Genomic DNA, 20,471 nt, shown 5'->3' with positions numbered 1-20,471 from the left:
AAGTGCAACTTCCTTCTTGCTGAAAAAAGCATCACTGCATAGTTTTTAGAAATCCCTTTACTATTGTATCAAACTTTTCCGGTTGTTCCACATGAATTGCATGGCCAGCACCATCAATTTTGACAAATTTCGCGCGAGGGATGCATTTTTCTATGTTTTTTAATAGGCGAAAGAACTTTTCATCGCTTTCTCCATTCAGTAAAAGGACAGGCATTTTTAAGTTTTTCAATTCGTTCCACCATGAAGGCTGAGCCCCTGTTCCCATGCCGCGAAGACTATTTGCAAGTCCTTTTGGATTATTAGCAAGTCGTTCTTTTCGCACCGCTTCTTTTACGTTTTGCGCTAAACGTTTTTGCGTGTCAAATAGCGGAATATTTTCCCACATCGATACAAAAATTCGGATACCTTCTTGCTCAATTTTATCGGCAAGTCGTTCATCTTTTTCCCTGCGTTCTTTTCGCTCTTCCTCACTCTCAAGTCCAGCTGTACAGTTTTCTAAAAGAAGCGAACGCACATATTCTGGATATAAGCATGCCATCGTAATCGCAAGTCTCCCGCCCATTGAATAGCCAAGTACATGTGCATTTTCAATATGAAGATGATCCAGTAGTTCTTTCATTTGCAGCGCCACATTTTGAATATCATAATGCGTCACATCTTCAGGACTTTCCGTTTTCCCGTGTCCAACAAGATCTACTAAAATGACTTGAAACTGCTCGCTCCAAGAAGGAATAAAGGAACGCCACGTTTCCATGCTTCCCGTAAAACCATGAAGAAGTAGAAGTGGTTCCCCGCTTCCGACTACTTCATATTCATACGATACACCTTGCAATGTTACTTTCATTTTGATTCACCTTGCAAAGATGTAGTAATAACGTCCATTGTTTTTGCCCATAATTCACGATGTAATTTCAAGTTTTCTTCGCGATTCGTACAAATTTCCACAACGTGTAATCCTTTCGCTGTCGTTCCAGTTTGTACTTCTTCTCGGAAGTTTTCCCATCCATCCACACGGCTAAATGAGCCACCATACATTTTGACAACATGCTCGTAATCAAGCCCAATTGGTGTTCCAAATAATGATTCGAAATGTTCCTTTTTCTCGTATTGTGGTAAGAATGAGAAAATACCTCCACCATCATTATTTACAACAACAATCGTTATATTTAATTCATGTAATTTTGCGGCTAATAATCCGTTTAAATCGTGATAAAATGATAAATCACCGATTACTAATACGAGCGGATCACAAATAATACTCGCTCCTAAAGCTGTTGAAATAATTCCATCAATACCATTTACACCGCGGTTCGCCATTACTTGAATGTTTTTATCCGACGTGAAGAAAAATGAATCTGTATCGCGAATTGGCATACTATTACTCGCAAATAACGTTGCCCCTTCTGGTAATACACGTACAATATCCGTAATTACTTTTCCTTCAAATGCCGTTTCATATGTTTCCATCTCACGAAGTGTTTCTCTCGTTTTCTCGTTTATATGTTTCCACATTCCGAACCAATCATTCTTTTTCATAACTGGCATTTTCTCTAGTAATGCTCTGCAAAATTCAATGTCACTTGCTTGTACCACTTCTGTCGCAACAACAGCCGGATCTCTCCATTGTCCGGATTCATCAACAACGATATGAACTGCCTTCGTTTGCTTCTTTATGAACTGCGTTAATGCTTTAGAAACAGGCATTCCGCCGAAACGAATTACAACATCCGGCTTCCACGTTTCTTTTAACAGTTCATTTCGTAAAAATGTATCGTAACAATCTATAATCATCGTTTTATCATGATTACCACTACGGAGGTTAGAAAGTGGATCTGCTAAAATTGGATACCCTGTTTTCTCAGCTACTTTCATAACAACTTCTGTGATTTCTGGATGACTGCCGTCTCCACAAATAATAAGCCCCTTTTCCATATTTGAAAGGCGCCCTACAAGAGAATTTACATATTCACTCGGCATCGTCACATTTCCTTGCTGAACTACTCCTGTATATTCACCACGCCCTTTATCCCATAAGCTTTCTAATGAAAAATCTGGGATTAACGGCTCGCGAAGCGGAAAATTGAGATGGATAGGTCCTTGCGGTGCTAGAAGTGCGCTTGCTATCGCTCGCTGTGTCGTCATACGAGCGTAATGATACATCGTTTCGCTCGCCTCCGGAAGTGCCATCTCCATAAATTGCTTCACAAAAGTACCGTATAAATTAAATTGATTCATCGCCTGTGGTGCACCCACATCTCGTAATTCATGCGGTCTATCCGCCGTTAATACGATAAGCGGCACTCGTGAATGAAACGCTTCACATACAGCTGGATAATAGTTCGCAGCTGCCGTCCCTGACGTACATAATAGTGCAACAGGACGTTTTTTTGCTTTCGCAATACCAAGCGCAAAGAATCCTGCTGATCTTTCGTCTACATGTAAATATGTTTTTATTCCTTCATGTTGTTCCATTAGTAAGGCAATCGGCGTTGACCGTGAGCCTGGACTAATAACAACATCACATACATTTAGACGCGTCAGTTCGTCCACGAACGCGCCTAAATAATATGATAATGCTTCTATATGATTGTTCATTTTATTAATTCCTCCAAAGCACCAAGCATCGGTCTAAACTTCAAACTTGTTTCTTCATATTCAAGCTGCGCTACTGAATCAATTACGATACCACAGCCGGCAAATAAGGATGCTTTCTCGCCGTTTAATAATCCGCAGCGAAGTGCAACCGCAAATTCACCATTTCCTTCATCATCTATAAAGCCAATTGGGGCACCATATAATCCTCTATCTAAAAGCTCTACATCACGGATTAATTTCAACGCCTCATGACGAGGTGTACCACCAAGAGCTGGCGTTGGATGTAATTCTTCTACCATCGCTAAAAGACTTGCATCGCCTTTTGCTTCTACTGGCGTATATAAATGGATTAAATTTTTCGTCGTTAATAAGCCCGGGCTCTCCGGAATATTAACAGATTCGCAATGCTCACTTAGCACACCTCGAATCATGTTAACTACATAACCGTGTTCAGCCAAATTCTTTTCATCATGAAGAAGCGTCTCACCATTTTGTTTACTTTCTTCTATAGAATTGCCATGACCAATTGAACCAGCAAGGCACATCGATGTAAACTTCTCGCCTTCTTTTCGAATCAATCGCTCAGGTGTCGCCCCTAAGAAGCATGCTCCTTTATAATCAAAAGAAAATACGTAACAATCCGGTTGCCCAATGCGAAGCGCTTCTAAAACAAGAACGGAATCAATATGCTGATCCATCGTTAATTTTAGCTCCCTTGCTAATACAACCTTCTGCACGTTCCCTTGCTTCATTTCATCCTGAACTTTTCCAATCGCATTCATCCAGCCCTTCGGATCAACTTCTACTTTAGAAGTAACTGTTAATTTTGATCCTTCTAGTGCACATTTACTCTCTTGTAAAATTCTCTCTTCTACAGAAATAATTTCGTTATAAAGAGTTTCTGCACAATCTTCAGCTGAAACGAACTGATTAATGGTTAACCACGCTTTTTCATTTTTTACAGTTAATAAAAATGCTGGTAGTGAAAATGTGGTATCATCAAATTCTTTCCAAAGATTCGTTTTTTCTTTTTCTTGGTCAAATGAAAATCCACCAAATAAAAGAGGACCTGTTCCAAATTCATATCCTTCTCTTTGTACAAATGCTTTCTCTTTCACTTTATCCCACTCGTCACGAGCAGTTTGAAAGCGTTTGTGAGAAGAATTTGCTATAGTGAAAACAGAGCCAATTCCAGCAAATATTACATGCTGAGCTGGGTCTGCAAAATAACATCTATTTTCGAATGAGACCCTTTTTCCTGCTGCATAAAACAGAAGTGGATCCACCCAATCTATTTGTTTTACAAAACTAACTAATGTTTTTTCATCAGTCGCACGCTTAATAGCTGTAACAAGAACTTCTTGTAAGCCTTTTTGTTTCGTTTGAATCACAATTGTCTCCCCCCTATGGGCGAAAAATAGTCATAATTACGCTTGATTTTAAGATACACCTCAAAGGAAAGGCCTGTCAACGTTTAGCATTTCTGAGAAATTCACCTTCTCTTCCTAGAAAATAAACGTTGACACTAAATGATGCTTTTTCTACACTTAATTGTGTACAATATGTGACCAAGGAGGGTTCAACATGGAAATGAACGTCGAAACGAATTCCTCTCCTACAGCGCAAAAGCCAAGTAAACAAACCGGCTGGCGCATTTGGTGGAGTTTATTACGTCCCCATACATTAACAGCAGCTTTCGTTCCTGTTTTCATCGGAACAGCTTATGCAATGCAGGTCGGAGGTATAAATCAAATACATCTTCCTCTTTTCTTTATGATGCTTCTTGCTTGCCTTCTCATTCAAGCAGCAACGAACATGTTTAATGAATACTTTGATTATAAAAGAGGACTCGATCATGAAGGTTCAGTTGGAATCGGCGGTGCTATCGTCCGCGATGGCATTAAACCAAAAACCGTGCTTAACTTAGCATTCGGATTTTTAGGCATCGCAACGCTATTAGGTGTTTATATTTGTATGAACTCTAGCTGGTGGCTTGCTGCAATCGGTCTTGTTTGTATGGCCGTTGCTTACCTTTACACTGGCGGCCCCATTCCAATTGCGTACACACCATTTGGAGAGCTAACAGCAGGATTATTTATGGGTGTCATTATTATTGGTATTTCATTCTTTATCCAAACAGGGGCAGTAACATCAGAAGTGATTTTATTATCTATTCCAAGCTCCATTTTAATTGGTGCAATTTTACTATCTAACAATATTCGTGATTTAGATGGTGATAAAGAAAATGGTCGTAAAACATTAGCAATTCTCGTTGGACGCGAAAGAGCAGTTGGTGTACTTGCTTCTATGTTCATCGTTTCCTACATTTGGACAATCGCTTTAATCATCGTTAACATCGTATCACCATGGATGCTTATCGTATTCTTAAGTGCACCGAAAGCATTTAAAGCGACGAAAGGCTTTATCGGCAAAAGCATTCCAATGGAAATGGTACCTGCGATGATTTCAACAGCAAAAACAAATACAATTTTCGGTCTCCTAATGGGAATCGGATTATTGCTTGGATACTTCCTATAGAAAGGAGCTGCTTACGCAGCTCCTTTTTTCATATACCAACTTCCCAGCTGAAATTCATCTCATAATTCCTACTCCGAACGCTCATACTATGTAAAGAAACCGAATTGTAGGAAGGTGGACGACTATGTTAACTCCACAACAAATAAATCAATTTAAATCTATTTTAGAAAAACAACAGCAAGAAGTTGAACAAACGATACAAACTCATGAAAATGAAAACCGTGCATCTGAACGTGATTCAGTAGGAGAATTGTCTAGCTATGACAACCATCCAGGTGATATGGCTACAGAATTGTACGAACGTGAGAAAGATTTCGGACTCATCGAATTTTGGCATAAACAGTTAGAAGATACGAAACATGCTCTGCAAAAAATTGAAGCTGGTACGTACGGAATTTGCGAAGTGTCTGGTGAGGAAATTCCATTTGAAAGATTAGAAGCAATGCCAACTGCTACAACGTGTATTCAGCACACTACAAATAAATTAGATATGAACACGCGCCCAGTTGAAGAAGAGGTGCTAGCTCCTTCGTTTCACAAGCACGACGAAGATCATTCTGTTGAATACGATGCTGAAGACGCTTGGCAAGACGTCGCAAATTACGGAACATCAGAAACACCATCCGATTTAGAAAGACAGGATTCAAAAAACTATAATGGAATGTACGTAAATAGTGAAGAAAATGTTGGTTATGTAGAGGATTTCGAAAACTTTATCGGAACAGATATGTATGGAAAAAACCCACAAGTTTTCGCTACAGAGGAACATGAAGAATATGAACAATTGCTTGATGATTTTGAAGAACGCACCTTTAAAGGTGAATTATCTTCAGATGAGTCTAGTTCTAAAGCATAAAAAAAGCATTCCGAAGTTCGGAATGCTTTTTTTCGCTAGCTAATTAGTTTTTTGTAACGTTAGCTGCTTGTGGTCCGCGGTTTCCATCAACGATTTCGAAAGAAACTTCTTGACCTTCTTCTAAAGTTTTGAAGCCGTCGCCTTGAATAGCTGAGAAATGTACGAATACGTCTTCTCCGCCTTCAACTTCGATGAAGCCAAAACCTTTTTCGCCGTTAAACCATTTAACTTTACCTGTTTGCATGTCATGTACCTCCTAAATAAAAATGAAACTATGAATCCACATGAAAAGGTGGATATAAAGGACATGAATGTATAACAAGCTTACAGCCTTTAATACAACGTGCTTTATTTCCGTACCACATTATGTAGCTCAATAGTGTTTTCACTATATCACGCTGAATCCAAAACGTCAAATGAGAATACTTTCATCCTATCATTTTTTATAATCCTAGTATAATCTTAAATTTCCATTCTATTTTTATTCAAAAATTAACAAAACTACAGTATTTTAATTCCGTTGATTTCTGTACAATATAATTACTACATATGATGAGGTGAAAAAATGCAAGCACATGAAATCGAGTATAAATTATATGGCGATGATATGCAGTTTGTTGAAATTGAATTAGATCCAGAAGAAAGCGTTATCGCTGAGGCTGGCGCAATGATGATGATGGAAGATCATATCGAAATGGAAACGATTTTCGGTGATGGTTCTGGACCATCTAGTGGTCTATTCGGTAAATTAATGGGCGCAGGTAAACGTCTCGTTACAGGTGAAAGTATGTTTATGACTGTATTTACAAATACAGGTCATGGCAAACGACACGTATCATTCGCCGCTCCTTATCCTGGAAAAATTATTCCTGTTGATTTAACAGAATATCAAGGAAAAGTAGTCTGCCAAAAAGATGCATTTCTTTGTGCGGCAAAAGGTGTTTCTATCGGAATCGAATTTACAAAGAAAATTGGAACTGGTTTCTTCGGTGGTGAAGGTTTCATCATGCAGAAACTTGAAGGTGATGGTCTAGCTTTCATGCACGCAGGCGGAACAGTATATAAGCGTGAATTGAAACCTGGTGAAAAACTTCGCATTGATACAGGTTGTCTCGTTGCAATGACAAAAGATGTTAACTACGATGTTCAATTCGTTGGAAAAGTAAAAACAGCTCTATTTGGCGGCGAAGGTTTATTCTTCGCTACGCTAGAAGGTCCTGGAACGGTTTGGATTCAGTCCTTAACACTTAGCCGCTTAGCAGCACGCCTTACAAGCCCAGCAGCTCAAAATAGCGGTGAAGGCAGCGTTTTAGGCGGACTTGGTCGCCTTTTAGATGGGAAAGAATAAAACACTAAAAAAAGATAGTCCCCTCCTTCATAGGGAACTATCTTTTTCTTTTGGACTGTATAAACCATTTTGAATCATATAGTATTCCATCGCTTTATTAAGCCATGTCTCTTCTTCCTATAATAAGATAATAAAATTGTTTAAAAAACAAATAAAAGTGTTATAAAGTATAGAAATAGTACTTGACGGATTTGTATTATATACTTATATAAATAAGAAATACATTTAAATGTGGGGCTGATTAAGTGTTTAAATATAACGTATGTTTCTTAAAAAGTAAGGATAAAGTCTTGATGTTGAATCGTGAAAAGGCACCGATTATGGGCGTGTGGAACGGTGTTGGTGGCAAAAATGAAATAGGTGAAACTGCTGATGAGGGTGCAATTCGTGAAGTGTTTGAGGAAACAGGATTCAATGTAAATCAGTACTATTCAAAGGGGATCATTACATGGAATACTAGTGATCATAAAAAAGATGGATTATATGTGTATTTATTTGAAGTAGATACAATATTAGAGAGTGAATCTATGAAAAAAACTAGAGAAGGTATTCTCGATTGGAAGCAAATCGATTGGATACTGAATCCCTCTAATTTAGGGATTGCTGAAATGGTAAAAGAATATTTACCTGTTCTATTAGAAAAAGCGGGCGATTATTCATTTGAATATAAAAATGATATATTAATACTTGTAAAATAAAAGTTTTCACATACAGATTTCATAATTAAACACCTTTATTATCTATTTTAAATGAGGAATTTAATAAAGAAACTTAAAGAGTCTTGCTGCATGTGAATTGTAATAAGGCTCTTATTTTGCTATTTAAAATGAAACACTTATATTCTCTCTATACACTTCCTCATTACAAATATATCGCACCATCTTTTTATAATGTTTTTATACCATTCTTCTACATCCTCTACTTTTTCACTTAAAGAATACACCTCCTCTTCTCCGCGACATACTTAAGAGTTACCTTCATATGCTGACCGACAAAGTTTTGAACTTCTGGATCATCAACTGGTTTTCCAAATAGCCTTTTTTCAAAAAGAATGAATCAAGTCCCTCACTGCATATATTGAACTATACCTTTTCTTAAGGAGGGCTTTCTTAATGCGTACTCCTTTATCCTTCGATAAAGATACTGCCATACTGTTAGCATCTTGCTGCGATCTAACGTATGAACAATATAAACAAAATGGGATTTTTGAAATACCTGATGGATTCCAATATGTACAAGGCTTTCAAGGAAAAGCGATTCAAACGATGGAATGGTTTGGGTTCATATTAGAATCTGAGGATACGATCATTGTAGCTTTCAGGGGCACACAAACAGATACAGATTGGATTATCGATTCACTCGTCAACCAAAGGCCATACCCATACGCTTTAAATAGCGGCAATGTCCATAACGGCTTTCTTTCAATTTATGAATCTTGCCGGGATCCTATTATGGATATGCTCGTGTCATTACCAGCCCATAAGAAACTTCTTGCAACAGGCCATAGCTTAGGAGGTGCACTCGCTACACTACACATACTAGATGCACGTATAAATACTGCCTTCGCACAGTACGGTCTTTATACATTTGCCTCTCCAAAAGTTGGAGATATCGCCTTTCGAAATTATTATAAACTGCAAGTAGCTAGTAGCTTTCGTTTCGTCAACTTATTCGATGTCGTTCCACTTCTCCCTCCCCGAAACATAAATTTTAATGATCGTGATTGGGAATATGCACACGTTCATCACAACATGACATTTACGAAAAATACAAAATCCATTACGAATAATCATTCCATTACAACATACAAAACATGTCTGACCTCTCATTTTTAACCAGTAAACAATTGGAAATTCAATATTTGTATACTATAATAATCTATGAAATTACTTTCGGATGAGGGGACCTTACATGCTAAAATTTATCTTTGCACTTTTTCTTATAATAATTTTTTCGTTTACAGGTTTCTTTACATTTTCATACTTTGCGACAGGGGAATATGGCGGAACAGGTATAATATATACGTTCATGCCTTACCTTTCTTAAGCAAAATAAGTAAAACGAGCTTAATCTCATTAAGCTCGTTTTATTTTTCTAAGCAAGCGTATCCCTGTTTTAAAAGTGAATAAATAAAAGCCCCTTCAAAAGGGGCTTTCATCTAAAAAAGTTTAACAGTATTACCAATACCCCAAATTTCATTACTGTACTGCAAAATTGTTCGATCACTCGCAAAATGCCCAGATTGTGCAATATTCAAAATCGACATTTCCAGCCATTTCTGCCTATTTTCGTATGCCCTTCCGACAGCTTCTTGTCTTTCAGCATATGGGCTAAAATCTCGAAGAACGAAGTATTCATCATTTTGAATAACGAGCGAATCATAAATCGCTTCAAATTCAGCTCCCGACTGTGCAAAGAAACCGTTCGTTAACTGATCTACTACTTTTTTAATGTGCATATTGTGGTGATAATAGTCACTTGCACGATATCCACCATTTTGGTAGTAATGAAGAACCTCATCCGCTGTTAAGCCGAAAATGAAGCAGGCATCATCACCGACTCGGTCTTTTATTTCAATATTAGCTCCATCTAACGTTCCGAGTGTAATTGCACCATTCATCATGAATTTCATGTTACCTGTTCCCGATGCTTCTTTACTCGCAGTTGAAATTTGTTCACTTACATCTGCCGCCGGGAATATATCTTCCGCTAAAGAAACTCGGTAGTTTTCTAGAAAGATAACTTTCATAAATTGACTTACGTACGGATCGGTATTTACTTTTCTTGCAAGCTCATTTATTAATTTAATAATTTTCTTCGCATAATAATAGCCAGGTGATGCTTTCGCTCCAAAAATAAAAGTACGCGGGTAAAATGAAAAACTAGTATCCTCTTTTAAACGGTTATACAAGTATAAAATATGAAGAACATTTAATAACTGTCGTTTATAGGCATGTAGCCTTTTCACTTGCACATCAAAAATAGAATTTGGATCAATAGTGATCCCCATTTTATTATGAATGCGCTCCGCTAAAATAATCTTACGCTCTTGCTTTACCCCTGCAAGCTTTTCTTGAAAACTAGTATCATGTATGAAGTTTTGCAGTGCTTGCAGCTTAATTGGCTCTTTCTTCCACTCTTCACCAATCGCTTCCGAAATAAGATTCGTCAGCTGCGGATTCGCCTTCATTAGCCAGCGCCTATGAGCAATTCCATTCGTTTTATTATTAAACTTATCTGGATAAAATTCATAGAACAATCGCATTTCACGCTGCTTTAAAATTTCTGTATGAATTTTCGCCACACCGTTAACGCTATGGCTACCAACAATCGCTAAATGAGCCATTTTCACAAGGTCATGCGCAATAATGGCCATGTCCTCAATGCGCTTCCAATCGTACGAATAACGGTCCCAAAGCTCATGACAGAAACGTTCATTAATTTCTTCAATAATCATATAAATTCTCGGTAATAACGGTTTAAAAATGTGAATTGGCCATTTCTCAAGCGCTTCTGATAACGTTGTATGATTCGTATAGGAAATCGTCTGCGTTGTTATGTGCCAAGCTTCTTCCCATGTCAATTTTTCTTCGTCTAATAAAATACGCATAAGTTCTGGAATTGCTAGAACCGGATGTGTATCGTTTATATGAATCGCAATTTTTTCATGTAACTGACGAAGACTACCGTGTCTCTCCCTATGCATACGAACGATGTTTTGCAAACTTGCTGATACGAGGAAATACTGTTGTTTTAAACGAAGTATTTTCCCCTCATCATGCGTATCATCTGGATATAAAAATTCCGATACGGCCTCTGTTTCACGCTTATATTTCAAAATATCTTTGCAGTTTTGCGGGAAAGGAACTGGCTCCGCATTCCAAAGCCGAAGCGTATTTACAGTACTTGTTTCATATCCTACAACTGGAACGTCATATGGTACTGCCATAATAACTTCTGCATTTGTATGCCTGAACTCTAAACGTCCATCAATTTCTAGTGGTTCAACGTTTCCAAAATAACTTACTTCTACGGCTTGGTCATACCTTCTTACTTCCCAAACGTTTTCATGAAGAAGCCACTGTTCTGGAAATTCTACTTGATAGCCGTCAACAATTTTTTGATCAAACAGGCCATGCTTATAACGAATACCACAGCCATGTCCTGGTAAGTTTAAAGAAGCGAGTGAATCGAGGAAACAGGCTGCTAAACGTCCAAGGCCACCATTACCAAGGCCAGCATCTGCTTCAATCTCTTCTAACTCTTGCAAAGAAATTCCAAGTTCAGAAAGCCCCTTTTCACATACATCTCGAATGCCTAAATTTAATATGTTACTGCCTAGCAAACGCCCAAGTAAAAACTCAATGGATAAATAATACATTTGCTTTTGATCTCCAGAACGATAACTTTCATTCGTTGCAATCCATTGACTATTCATATACTCACGTACCATATGACCAAGCGTATTATACTGATCACGAGTTGTAGAATCTTTGAAACTTTTCCCATACATCATTTCTAATTTTTCTAGAAAAGCGGATTTAAAGCTTTCAACATGAGTAAACATTTTTTCACCACCTCAATGTTATTCCATGAGACTTTTATACAATTTCTTATATGCAAGAGCAGATTTCCCCCAGCTATAATCTTCAGTCATCGCTTGCTTTACAAGCTTATCCCATACCGGTTTATCTTGATAAAACTCAATTGCACGAAGAATTGTATGTAACATGTCATGCGCATTAAAATTCGTAAAGCTAAAGCCATTCCCAATTCCAGTTTCCTCATCGTAAGAATGTACAGTATCATTTAATCCGCCTGTTTCTCTTACAATTGGAATCGTGCCATATGCTAGCGCAATAAGTTGTCCAAGTCCACACGGTTCAAACAGCGATGGCATTAAAAACAAATCGCTTCCCGCGTACACTTGGTGCGCTAACGCTTCATTAAATCCAATATATACTTTTACCTTTTCTGGATACTCGTATGCCATCCATTCAAAGAACTGCTCGTATTCAGAATCGCCTGATCCCAAAATAATACATTGCACATCTTCTTCCATTATTTCACGGAATACAGTACGTACTAGATCAAGCCCCTTTTGCTTCGTTAATCGTGTTACCATCGAAATAACTGGTGTATCTTCTTTTTCTGGTAAACCAAAATAACGCTGCAATGCGCGTTTATTTTCACTCTTTTCCTCTAATGACTCTGCACTATACTGAGCCGTAATATATGGATCTGTTTCTGGATTATATACACTCGTATCAATTCCATTTACAATGCCACTAAGCTTATCGTTATGCTTTCGTAGCAATCCATCTAACTTCTCACCGAAAAACTCATATTGAATCTCTTCTTTATATGTCGGGCTAACCGCTGTAATTTGGTCAGATGCGATAATACCGCCTTTCATAAAGTTCACGTTTCCATAAAACTCAAGCTGTTCACTATGAAAATATTCATGACCAAGCTCCAGTAAGTCGTACATCACTTCAGGAGGAAATACACCTTGGAACTGCAAGTTATGAATCGTATATACCGTTTTAATATGCTCATATAACGGGTTATCTTGATACTTTTCACGAAGTAAGAAATTAACCATAGCTGTATGCCAATCATGGCTATGAAGAACATCTACTTCGAAATCAAGATGCGGAATACACTCTAAAACTGCTTTTGAAAAATAAGAAAAACGCTCCCCATCATCATAATGGCCATAGAGAGAATCTCTCTTAAAATAATATTCATTATCTATTAAGTAATACGTAATCCCATCCTGCTCACCTTTTAAAATCCCGCAATATTGGTTTCTCCATCCAAGAGGAATGTTAATTACTTTATGAAGCGTACATCCTTCTCTTAACTCTTTCGGGATAAGACTGTAGTTTGGAAGTATAATGCGAACATTCACTCCTAATTTTTTTAATTCTTTTGGAAGCGCTCCTGCTACATCAGCTAGACCTCCGGATTTAATAAACGGTACACATTCTGATACTGCAAATAAAATATTCACCTGTTGTTCCACTGCACGAAAAGCGTATACATCATAAATCGCTCTTCTTACAGCTTCCTCCCTTCAAGTTTTCATATAGAGTAAAACCTTAATTAGTGGGGGTTTTCTAAATCCCCCACTAATTATGCACCTGCTATTTACGAATAACTGTTGATTGTACTATTTTGTACACTACCTTTTTCTACAACATATGGCTCATCAGCACTTCCTTTTAACACTACGCCGTCGCCAAGTTTCACATCTTTATCAATAATAACACCGTCTATTATGCAATTATCTCCAATTTTGCTCTTTTGCATAATAATACTATTACGAACAATTGAACCTTTTCCAATTTTAACAGAACGGGAGATAACACTATTTTCCACTTCACCTTCAATAATACTACCGTTTGCAATCATCGTATTTTTCACTACTGCACCCTTCATATAACGAGTTGGCGGCTCATCTTTTACTTTCGTAAAGATTGGTGCTTCTTTCTTAAATAATTGCTTCCAAATAGCAGGCTGCAAAATTTCTAGACTATGCTTATAGTAACTTTCAATCGAATCAATGATAGCTACATATCCTGTATGCTCATACGTAGCAATATGCAGTGATTTCCCGCTCTTTTCTCTCACTACATCAAATAAACTGTATTGCTCCACATCTTTATATGTCTCAAATAAGTCTAGCAATAATTGTTTCTTTAACACATATGTTTGAAGCGAAACTCCTTCATGACAAACTTCAGTAATATCTGCAGACGTATGTATATGTCGCTCTAACACCGCTTGAAAGTTTAACGCTGTTACAAGATGGCTATTCGTAATAACAACATATTCTTCTCTGCTTCTTAGAAAATAATCAATATGTCTTCTAAAATGTGCAAAAGATCCAAATTCGTCATGATCACATTGGCAGTTCGGTGGGAATAAAAACAGTCCATCACGCTTTCTATCTAAATCCCACTGTTTTCCTGAACCGACATGATCCATTAAAGAACGATTTTTATGACTTGTAAAAACCGCCACGCTATGAATATTAGAATTCACCATATTTGAAAGCATGAAATCAATGAGGCGGTAACGGCCTCCAAACGGTAACGCCGCTAATGAACGATGCCCTGTTACTTTCTTTAAGGAAGGAAAACTTCCCGTTGCATTAATAATTCCTAACATTTTTTCTCCCATTCATTTCATCCCCCTTTTCTATTTCCCTTCAGCAATTAGTACTACATCATCAACATTTTTTTCTGGGCGAATTATTGTCCCATCTTCAATAACCATTTCCGATCCAACGATCGCTCTTTCAATCACAACGTTTTTACCAATCTTTGCCCCCGGCATAACGACAGAATCGATTACCATACTACCTTCTTCCACCGTCACTCCTTGGAATAAAACAGAATGCTTCACGTCCCCTTCAATGACGCACCCTTCATTAATAAGTGACTCTTCTACTTTTGCCTGTTCTGCAATATATTGAGGCGGCTCGTTTGGATTTACAGAATAAATGCGCCAATTACGATCGTTCAAGTTCAACGATGTTTCATCGCGAAGTAAATCCATATTTGCTTCCCATAAGCTTTTCACCGTTCCAACATCTTTCCAATATCCTTCAAACGGATACGCCATCAACTTCTTCCCTTCATCTAATAAAAGCGGAAGTACGTCTTTTCCGAAGTCATTACTAGATTCAGGATTTCTTGCATCCATCTCTAAATATTCTTTTAAAATAGCCCAGTTAAAAATATAAATTCCCATTGATGCAAGATTACTTCTTGGAAATTGCGGTTTCTCCTCAAATTCAACAACTTCCATCTCTTCATTCGTATTCATGATGCCAAAGCGACTTGCTTCATCCCACGGCACTTCAATAACAGAAATTGAAACATCTGCTTCTTTCTCAATATGGTAATCTAGCATTTTACTGTAATCCATTTTATAAATATGATCGCCTGATAAAATAAGGACATATTCTGGTTCGTACTGACTTAAATAGTTTAGGTTTTGATAAATAGCACTTGCCGTACCTGTATACCACTTCACACCTGAAGACTCCGCATAAGGAGGTAACACAGTGACTCCACCATTTACACGATCAAGATCCCAAGCGTTTCCGATTCCAATATAATTATGAAGTTCTAACGGTTGATATTGTGTTAAAATCCCCACCGTTTCAATACCGGAGTTTGCACAGTTACTTAACGTAAAATCAATAATGCGATATTTACCACCAAATGGAACAGCTGGCTTGGCTAAATTTTTTGTTAATGCACTTAAACGACTACCTTTTCCCCCTGCTAGTAACATTGCTACGCACTTTTGTTTTTGAGCCATCTTGTTTTTTGCTCCCCTTTCTCGTCTTTACTGGTCGTAATATGGATACGCCAAATGGTGGAATTGTAATTTCTACATGTGCCGCTTGATTATGATATGGCTCTAGAATCGTCTTGAGACGTTTCTTATTAACTTGCCCCGACCCGCCATATTGCACCGCGTCACTGTTTAAAATTTCGTTATAATACTCGAAATCTGGTACACCTACTTTATAGTTTTCATATGTAGCTTTCGTAAAATTACATACGACAACTAACGCATCTTCCTGATTATCCCCTTGGCGGATAAACGAGAAAATACTTTGCTCATTATTATTAGCATCAATCCACTGAAATCCTTCAGACGAGTGATCTAACTGCCAAAGTGGTTTTGAGCGCTTATACAATGCTATGAGCTCTTTAAAGTAATCATGCATGTAACGATGCATTTCAAAATCATGTAAATTCCAATCTAAATCTTCAAGATCTTTCCACTCATCAAATTGCCCGAATTCTCCACCCATAAAGAGTAATTTCTTACCTGGATGAGTAAAGAAATATCCATATAATAAACGAAGTTGGGCGAACTTATCCCAGTAATCTCCCGGCATTTTATTTAATAACGACTTTTTCCCATGAACGACTTCATCATGAGAAAGCGGCAATATGAAGTTTTCAGAGTGAGCATATAGTAAAGAGAATGTCATTTTCTCATGAATGTATTTCCGGTACTCTGGTGCACATTCCATATATTTCAGCACGTCATTCATCCAACCCATATTCCATTTATAATTAAATCCAAGTCCACCCTCGTATGTTGGAGCTGTTACAAGTGGCCAAGCTGTTGAATCTTCTGCTGTCATAAGAAACTCTTCATCTTCTGCAAACACAGCTTCATTTAACTCCCGTAAGAAAGAAACAGCGTGTTCATTGCTTTGCTCTTTTCCTTCTTTATTCCAGTACAGCATATTCGCAACTGCATCTACTCTGAAACCATCAATATGGAAATATCTCATCCAAAATAACGCATTTGAAATTAAGAAATTACGTACTTCTCTCTTCCCTAAATCAAAATTAACAGTTCCCCATACCAGGTTTTCTTGTACATCTATATCTTTATATTCATAAGTCGGTGCCCCATCAAACAAATATAAACCGTGAGCATCTTTACAAAAATGCCCCGGCACCCAATCTAAAATGACACCGATTCCATATTTATGACATTCATCGACAAAATACATCAAATCATGTGGCGTACCGAATCTACTTGTCGCTGCATAATATCCCGTTCCTTGATATCCCCAAGAACGATCATATGGATGCTCAACAAGCGGCATAATTTCAATATGTGTAAATTGATGTTCCACCACATACGGAATGAGCGCCTCGGCCATTTCTCTGTAAGAATACAGAGCACCATCTTCTTTCTTTTTCCAAGAACCGAAATGTAATTCATAAACTGTCATCGCTTCTTTATAAATCGATTTTTTCTTTCTTTTACGAATCCAGTTTTTATCATTCCATTCATATCCCTCTATATCAAAAACTACAGATGCCGTATTTGGTCTTACTTCTGCATATACTGCGTAAGGATCTGCTTTTAAAATAACGTCACCGTCCATCGTTTCAATCGCATACTTATATATCTCATTCTCTTCAATATGCGGTGCAAACAAGGACCAAATCCCCTCTTCTGTCACTTGTAGCATCTTATGTTGCTTATAATCCCATTCATTAAAATCCCCAACAACACTCATTGCTTTCGCATGAGGAGCCCATACTGTGAATCGTACACCTCGCATCCCATCTTCCGTCACAATATGTGCCCCAAAGATGTTATAACTGTCATAGTACTTTTCTGTATGAAACTCATCTCGTTTCACTTCTTCACAATTTATTACATCCAATATGTTCACCTCACTAAGATGACAGAAATTTTTTACTCTTTATCATTTCTGCAAAAAACTGAAATATCCTTGTTGTTTTTTAAAAATATTCGTTTTTTTCTTAAATTTCACTTAAAATTTTTATATTTATCGTGTAAAATATCGAATTTTGACGAATATTCATTGCAAACGCTTCATTTCTCCTTACTATTTTCCCCTTTCATTATTGCTCAATATTTATTTTATTGGTTTCTCTCCATTTTTCACGCTATTTCTCACGTAAAATACAAGCAAAATAATCTATTGTTTAAAAATGTTTCTCAACATTTTTTGTCACAAAATTTATCATTTCCCGACGGAAAACTCCCACCTCAAGGAATAGGTAGGACATGGTTTAATGAGTATGCGGGAGATGAATGGCGTTTAGGAAAAATTGCCACAAGGTTAACTCCTAAAGAATAAAGTGAAATTCTGCTCGCAAATAGTGGGATAACGCACAAAAGCACTCTATTCAAAAATAGAGTGCTTTTTCTATAAACGACCCTTATCCAGCAAAAGGGGTATATTGGGGATATACAAGGGAAACCGGAAAAGGAATTTATATTAATTTATATTAATTCAGAGGTAGGAAGCAGTTTCCCGCCTCTGAATTATTTAGCAATTATTATAGTACTGGTGCCATTGTTTCTTTTAATACTTTTACAGAATGAGCGAATTTCGCTTTTTCTTCTTCGTTTAATTCAAGTTCTACGATTTCACGTACACCTTCGCGGTTAATAACAGCTGGAACACCTACGTAAGCATCTTTCTCACCATATTGACCTTCAAGGTATGCAGATACAGTTAATACACTGTTCTCGTTGCTTAAGATCGCTTTAGTTACACGAAGTAGTGACATACCGATTCCGTAGTAAGTTGCGCCTTTACGCTCGATAATGTGGTAAGCTGCATCGCGTACATTTTCAAAGATTTTATCTAAATCTTCTTGGTTATACTGTTCGTTGTTCGCTAAGATTGTTTCTAGTTTTTGTACACCTACAGTAGCGTGGCTCCATACTGGAAGTTCAGTGTCACCGTGCTCACCAACGATGTAAGCATGAACGTTACGTGGATCTACATCTAAGTAGTCACCTAACATGTAACGGAAACGAGCAGAGTCTAAAGTTGTACCAGAACCAATTACGCGCTCTTTTGGAAGACCAGATTCTTTCCAAGTTACGTAAGTTAAAATATCAACTGGGTTTGTTGCGATTAAGAAGATTCCATCGAATCCGCTATCCATAATACCGCGAACGATTTGTTTAAAGATCTTTGTATTTTTCTCAACTAAGTCTAAACGAGTTTCGCCTGGCTTTTGTGGTAATCCAGCAGTGATAACAACTAAATCTGCATCTTTACAATCTGCATAGCTACCGCTCCAAACTTTTGTTGGTGCTGGAGAGAATGGTACCGCATGGCTTAAGTCCATTGCTTCCCCTTCTGCTTTTGCTTCATTAACATCTACTAGTACGAATTCTTCAGCTACACCTTGGTTGATCATTGAGTAAGCATAACTACAACCTACAGCTCCTGTTCCTACTAATACTACGCGATTGATACCTTTTTTCATGTTAATTTCCCCTTTCAATTGTTTACATCTATTTTTTATTATTGTTTAAGTAATTAATTAAAATACTAATTTAATGTTGTTTAACTTCTTTACATACATATTGTAGCACGGATTATTGTGAATTACTTCACAAATTATGACCTATTTGTGAACTTTTTCACATAGAGTGTAAAGTTATCGTAGCAAGTGTGGAATCAATACCAATTTATGCGTTTTAGTTAGATTGTGAAAGGGGTGGATTTTGGTTTTTATCGGTAAGTGAAATTATACCGGCGATTTTCTGAATATATCAGCGATTTTTGCAATATATCGACTTACCGACAAAACCCGACAAGGATAGCACCATAAAGAAGCTCTCTCTTTTCTATTAATTAGACGATTCAAATAGAAAAAAGTATACAACATTTTTTAATCAGTGGGGCGGTTGTTCCCCCCCACTGATTATTAGCCCACACCAATCGGGCTTTTACGAGCAGTTGATCTCCCACCTAACTTCTTTGCTCATGCCAAAATTTGAGGTGAGGGTCTTTTACTGCCCACAAATAGCGGGATAAAAAAAGCAGACTACTAATAGTCCGCTTTAAATAAAACATATACAACAAAAAAGAGATAGCAGATTATGCTATCTCTTTTAGTATGACCCGTACGGGATTCGAACCCGTGTTACCGCCGTGAAAGGGCGGTGTCTTAACCACTTGACCAACGGGCCAAAATATGGCAGAGAAGAAGGGATTCGAACCCTCGCACCGCGTTCGCGATCTACTCCCTTAGCAGGGGAGCCCCTTGAGCCACTTGGGTACTTCTCTATAGTATGGCTCCGCAGGTAGGACTCGAACCTACGACCGATCGGTTAACAGCCGATAGCTCTACCACTGAGCTACTGCGGAATAATTATGGTGGGCCTAAATGGACTCGAACCATCGACCTCACGCTTATCAGGCGTGCGCTCTAACCAGCTGAGCTATAGGCCCATAAAAAGCGGGTGAAGAGAATCGAACTCTCGACCAGAGCTTGGAAGGCTCTTGTTTTACCACTAAACTACACCCGCATTAAATTAAAAATGGTGAGCCATGAAGGATTCGAACCTTCGACCCTCTGATTAAAAGTCAGATGCTCTACCAACTGAGCTAATGGCTCATTTTGAAAGTGGTGCCGGCTAGAGGACTTGAACCCCCAACCTACTGATTACAAGTCAGTTGCTCTACCAATTGAGCTAAGCCGGCTTGCGATTTCAAAATGGTGGCTCGGGACGGAATCGAACCGCCGACACGAGGATTTTCAGTCCTCTGCTCTACCGACTGAGCTACCGAGCCTTTATGTAAAA

15 protein-coding genes, 8 tRNA genes and 2 pseudogenes are annotated in these 20,471 nt (G+C 37.8%); 5 read left to right on the top strand and 20 right to left on the bottom strand.

Going from position 1 to position 20,471, the window contains the following annotated elements:
* Positions 1-31 precede the first annotated feature (31 nt).
* The 3 genes from menH to JTF23_RS11535 are packed head-to-tail and all read right to left on the bottom strand — an operon-like array spanning position 32 to position 3,986.
* A complete protein-coding gene (menH, locus tag JTF23_RS11545; RefSeq protein ID WP_204208790.1) occupies positions 32-844 on the bottom strand; it encodes a 2-succinyl-6-hydroxy-2,4-cyclohexadiene-1-carboxylate synthase in 813 nt (270 codons plus the stop codon).
* Positions 841-2,595 (bottom strand): 2-succinyl-5-enolpyruvyl-6-hydroxy-3-cyclohexene-1-carboxylic-acid synthase, encoded by a 1,755-nt coding sequence (gene menD / locus JTF23_RS11540; protein ID WP_002160058.1) that lies wholly within the window; start codon positions 2,593-2,595, stop codon positions 841-843. The genes menH and menD overlap by 4 nt, the downstream gene beginning before the upstream one ends.
* On the bottom strand, positions 2,592-3,986 hold the full coding sequence (locus JTF23_RS11535; protein ID WP_204208789.1) for an isochorismate synthase: 1,395 nt from the start codon (positions 3,984-3,986) through the stop codon (positions 2,592-2,594). Before JTF23_RS11535 ends, menD begins: the two co-directional genes overlap by 4 nt.
* Before the next feature lie 193 nt (positions 3,987-4,179).
* Here JTF23_RS11535 and JTF23_RS11530 point away from each other — a divergent pair, with 193 nt between their 5' ends.
* On the top strand, positions 4,180-5,133 hold the full coding sequence (locus tag JTF23_RS11530; RefSeq protein ID WP_002112545.1) for a 1,4-dihydroxy-2-naphthoate polyprenyltransferase: 954 nt from the start codon (positions 4,180-4,182) through the stop codon (positions 5,131-5,133).
* A gap of 124 nt (positions 5,134-5,257) precedes the next feature.
* On the top strand, positions 5,258-5,989 hold the full coding sequence (locus JTF23_RS11525) for a yteA family sporulation protein (protein WP_002112546.1): 732 nt from the start codon (positions 5,258-5,260) through the stop codon (positions 5,987-5,989).
* Positions 5,990-6,032: 43 nt separating this feature from the next.
* Here the strand turns inward: JTF23_RS11525 and cspD are convergent, their stop codons facing one another.
* The gene (gene cspD, locus JTF23_RS11520) at positions 6,033-6,233 is read right to left on the bottom strand and encodes a cold-shock protein CspD (RefSeq protein ID WP_001193051.1); all 201 of its coding nucleotides are present in this window, start codon (positions 6,231-6,233) and stop codon (positions 6,033-6,035) included.
* A 321-nt stretch (positions 6,234-6,554) separates the two neighbouring features.
* On the opposite strand from cspD, the gene JTF23_RS11515 reads away from it, so the two are divergent.
* The gene (locus JTF23_RS11515) at positions 6,555-7,337 is read left to right on the top strand and encodes a TIGR00266 family protein (protein ID WP_002160055.1); all 783 of its coding nucleotides are present in this window, start codon (positions 6,555-6,557) and stop codon (positions 7,335-7,337) included.
* A gap of 27 nt (positions 7,338-7,364) precedes the next feature.
* Here the strand turns inward: JTF23_RS11515 and JTF23_RS28465 are convergent.
* A pseudogene (locus JTF23_RS28465) lies at positions 7,365-7,454 on the bottom strand (MerR family transcriptional regulator); the annotation flags it as partial.
* Between the two features lie 128 nt (positions 7,455-7,582).
* On the opposite strand from JTF23_RS28465, the gene JTF23_RS11510 reads away from it, so the two are divergent.
* A complete protein-coding gene (locus tag JTF23_RS11510) occupies positions 7,583-8,035 on the top strand; it encodes an NUDIX hydrolase (protein ID WP_078181294.1) in 453 nt (150 codons plus the stop codon).
* 188 nt (positions 8,036-8,223) lie between these two features.
* Here JTF23_RS11510 and JTF23_RS28205 read toward each other — a convergent pair.
* A pseudogene (locus tag JTF23_RS28205) lies at positions 8,224-8,378 on the bottom strand (MerR family transcriptional regulator); the annotation flags it as partial.
* 71 nt (positions 8,379-8,449) lie between these two features.
* Here JTF23_RS28205 and JTF23_RS11505 point away from each other — a divergent pair.
* Positions 8,450-9,172, top strand: a complete 723-nt coding sequence (locus JTF23_RS11505) for a lipase family protein (RefSeq protein WP_002112553.1) — start codon at positions 8,450-8,452, stop codon at positions 9,170-9,172.
* Between the two features lie 323 nt (positions 9,173-9,495).
* Here the strand turns inward: JTF23_RS11505 and glgP are convergent, their stop codons facing one another.
* The 14 genes from glgP to JTF23_RS11435 all read right to left on the bottom strand — a co-directional run bounded on the left by glgP (position 9,496) and on the right by JTF23_RS11435 (position 20,460).
* Positions 9,496-11,904: a glycogen phosphorylase gene (glgP, locus tag JTF23_RS11500; protein WP_002198995.1), complete on the bottom strand. Its 2,409-nt coding sequence runs from the start codon at positions 11,902-11,904 to the stop codon at positions 9,496-9,498.
* 18 nt (positions 11,905-11,922) lie between these two features.
* Entirely contained in the window at positions 11,923-13,353 is a 1,431-nt protein-coding gene (gene glgA, locus JTF23_RS11495) for a glycogen synthase GlgA (protein WP_204208788.1), read from the bottom strand.
* A 137-nt stretch (positions 13,354-13,490) separates the two neighbouring features.
* Positions 13,491-14,525, bottom strand: a complete 1,035-nt coding sequence (gene glgD, locus JTF23_RS11490; protein WP_204208787.1) for a glucose-1-phosphate adenylyltransferase family protein — start codon at positions 14,523-14,525, stop codon at positions 13,491-13,493.
* Positions 14,526-14,543: 18 nt separating this feature from the next.
* Positions 14,544-15,674 carry a glucose-1-phosphate adenylyltransferase gene (gene glgC / locus JTF23_RS11485; RefSeq protein ID WP_000057600.1) on the bottom strand — a complete coding sequence of 377 codons (1,131 nt, stop codon included), beginning with the start codon at positions 15,672-15,674 and terminating at the stop codon, positions 14,544-14,546.
* Entirely contained in the window at positions 15,622-17,559 is a 1,938-nt protein-coding gene (glgB, locus tag JTF23_RS11480) for a 1,4-alpha-glucan branching protein GlgB (RefSeq protein ID WP_204208786.1), read from the bottom strand. The genes glgC and glgB overlap by 53 nt, the downstream gene beginning before the upstream one ends.
* Before the next feature lie 643 nt (positions 17,560-18,202).
* Complete coding sequence (locus tag JTF23_RS11475; RefSeq protein WP_002112560.1) at positions 18,203-19,147, bottom strand: L-lactate dehydrogenase; 945 nt, start codon at positions 19,145-19,147, stop codon at positions 18,203-18,205.
* 637 nt (positions 19,148-19,784) lie between these two features.
* Positions 19,785-19,856 (bottom strand) — tRNA-Glu (locus JTF23_RS11470).
* A gap of 6 nt (positions 19,857-19,862) precedes the next feature.
* Positions 19,863-19,953 (bottom strand) — tRNA-Ser (locus JTF23_RS11465).
* 6 nt (positions 19,954-19,959) lie between these two features.
* Positions 19,960-20,034, bottom strand: a tRNA-Asn gene (locus tag JTF23_RS11460).
* Between the two features lie 7 nt (positions 20,035-20,041).
* Positions 20,042-20,118, bottom strand: a tRNA-Ile gene (locus tag JTF23_RS11455).
* 6 nt (positions 20,119-20,124) lie between these two features.
* Positions 20,125-20,195 (bottom strand) — tRNA-Gly (locus JTF23_RS11450).
* A 13-nt stretch (positions 20,196-20,208) separates the two neighbouring features.
* Positions 20,209-20,284 (bottom strand) — tRNA-Lys (locus tag JTF23_RS11445).
* A 10-nt stretch (positions 20,285-20,294) separates the two neighbouring features.
* Positions 20,295-20,370, bottom strand: a tRNA-Thr gene (locus JTF23_RS11440).
* A 14-nt stretch (positions 20,371-20,384) separates the two neighbouring features.
* A tRNA-Phe gene (locus JTF23_RS11435) sits at positions 20,385-20,460 on the bottom strand.
* Between the last annotated feature and the right edge of the window lie 11 nt (positions 20,461-20,471).

Origin of the sequence: Bacillus sp. RIT 809 (assembly GCF_016892495.1) — a bacterium.
GTDB classification, from domain to species: Bacteria; Bacillota; Bacilli; order Bacillales; family Bacillaceae_G; genus Bacillus_A; species Bacillus_A cereus_U.
Note: the sequence above shows the minus strand (reverse complement) of the source record. Positions and strands in the feature narration are given on the sequence as shown.

What these genes read in the sequence shown, in the direction of transcription:
- glgD (WP_204208787.1), bottom strand. Translation starts at nt 14,525, where the DNA reads ATGGGAGAAAAAATGTTAGGAATTATTAATGCAACGGGAAGTTTTCCT.
- glgC (WP_000057600.1), bottom strand. Translation starts at nt 15,674, where the DNA reads ATGGCTCAAAAACAAAAGTGCGTAGCAATGTTACTAGCAGGGGGAAAA.
- JTF23_RS11525 (WP_002112546.1), top strand. Translation starts at nt 5,258, where the DNA reads ATGTTAACTCCACAACAAATAAATCAATTTAAATCTATTTTAGAAAAA.
- menH (WP_204208790.1), bottom strand. Translation starts at nt 844, where the DNA reads ATGAAAGTAACATTGCAAGGTGTATCGTATGAATATGAAGTAGTCGGA.
- JTF23_RS11505 (WP_002112553.1), top strand. Translation starts at nt 8,450, where the DNA reads ATGCGTACTCCTTTATCCTTCGATAAAGATACTGCCATACTGTTAGCA.
- JTF23_RS11530 (WP_002112545.1), top strand. Translation starts at nt 4,180, where the DNA reads ATGGAAATGAACGTCGAAACGAATTCCTCTCCTACAGCGCAAAAGCCA.
- JTF23_RS11475 (WP_002112560.1), bottom strand. Translation starts at nt 19,147, where the DNA reads ATGAAAAAAGGTATCAATCGCGTAGTATTAGTAGGAACAGGAGCTGTA.
- cspD (WP_001193051.1), bottom strand. Translation starts at nt 6,233, where the DNA reads ATGCAAACAGGTAAAGTTAAATGGTTTAACGGCGAAAAAGGTTTTGGC.
- glgP (WP_002198995.1), bottom strand. Translation starts at nt 11,904, where the DNA reads ATGTTTACTCATGTTGAAAGCTTTAAATCCGCTTTTCTAGAAAAATTA.
- JTF23_RS11515 (WP_002160055.1), top strand. Translation starts at nt 6,555, where the DNA reads ATGCAAGCACATGAAATCGAGTATAAATTATATGGCGATGATATGCAG.
- menD (WP_002160058.1), bottom strand. Translation starts at nt 2,595, where the DNA reads ATGAACAATCATATAGAAGCATTATCATATTATTTAGGCGCGTTCGTG.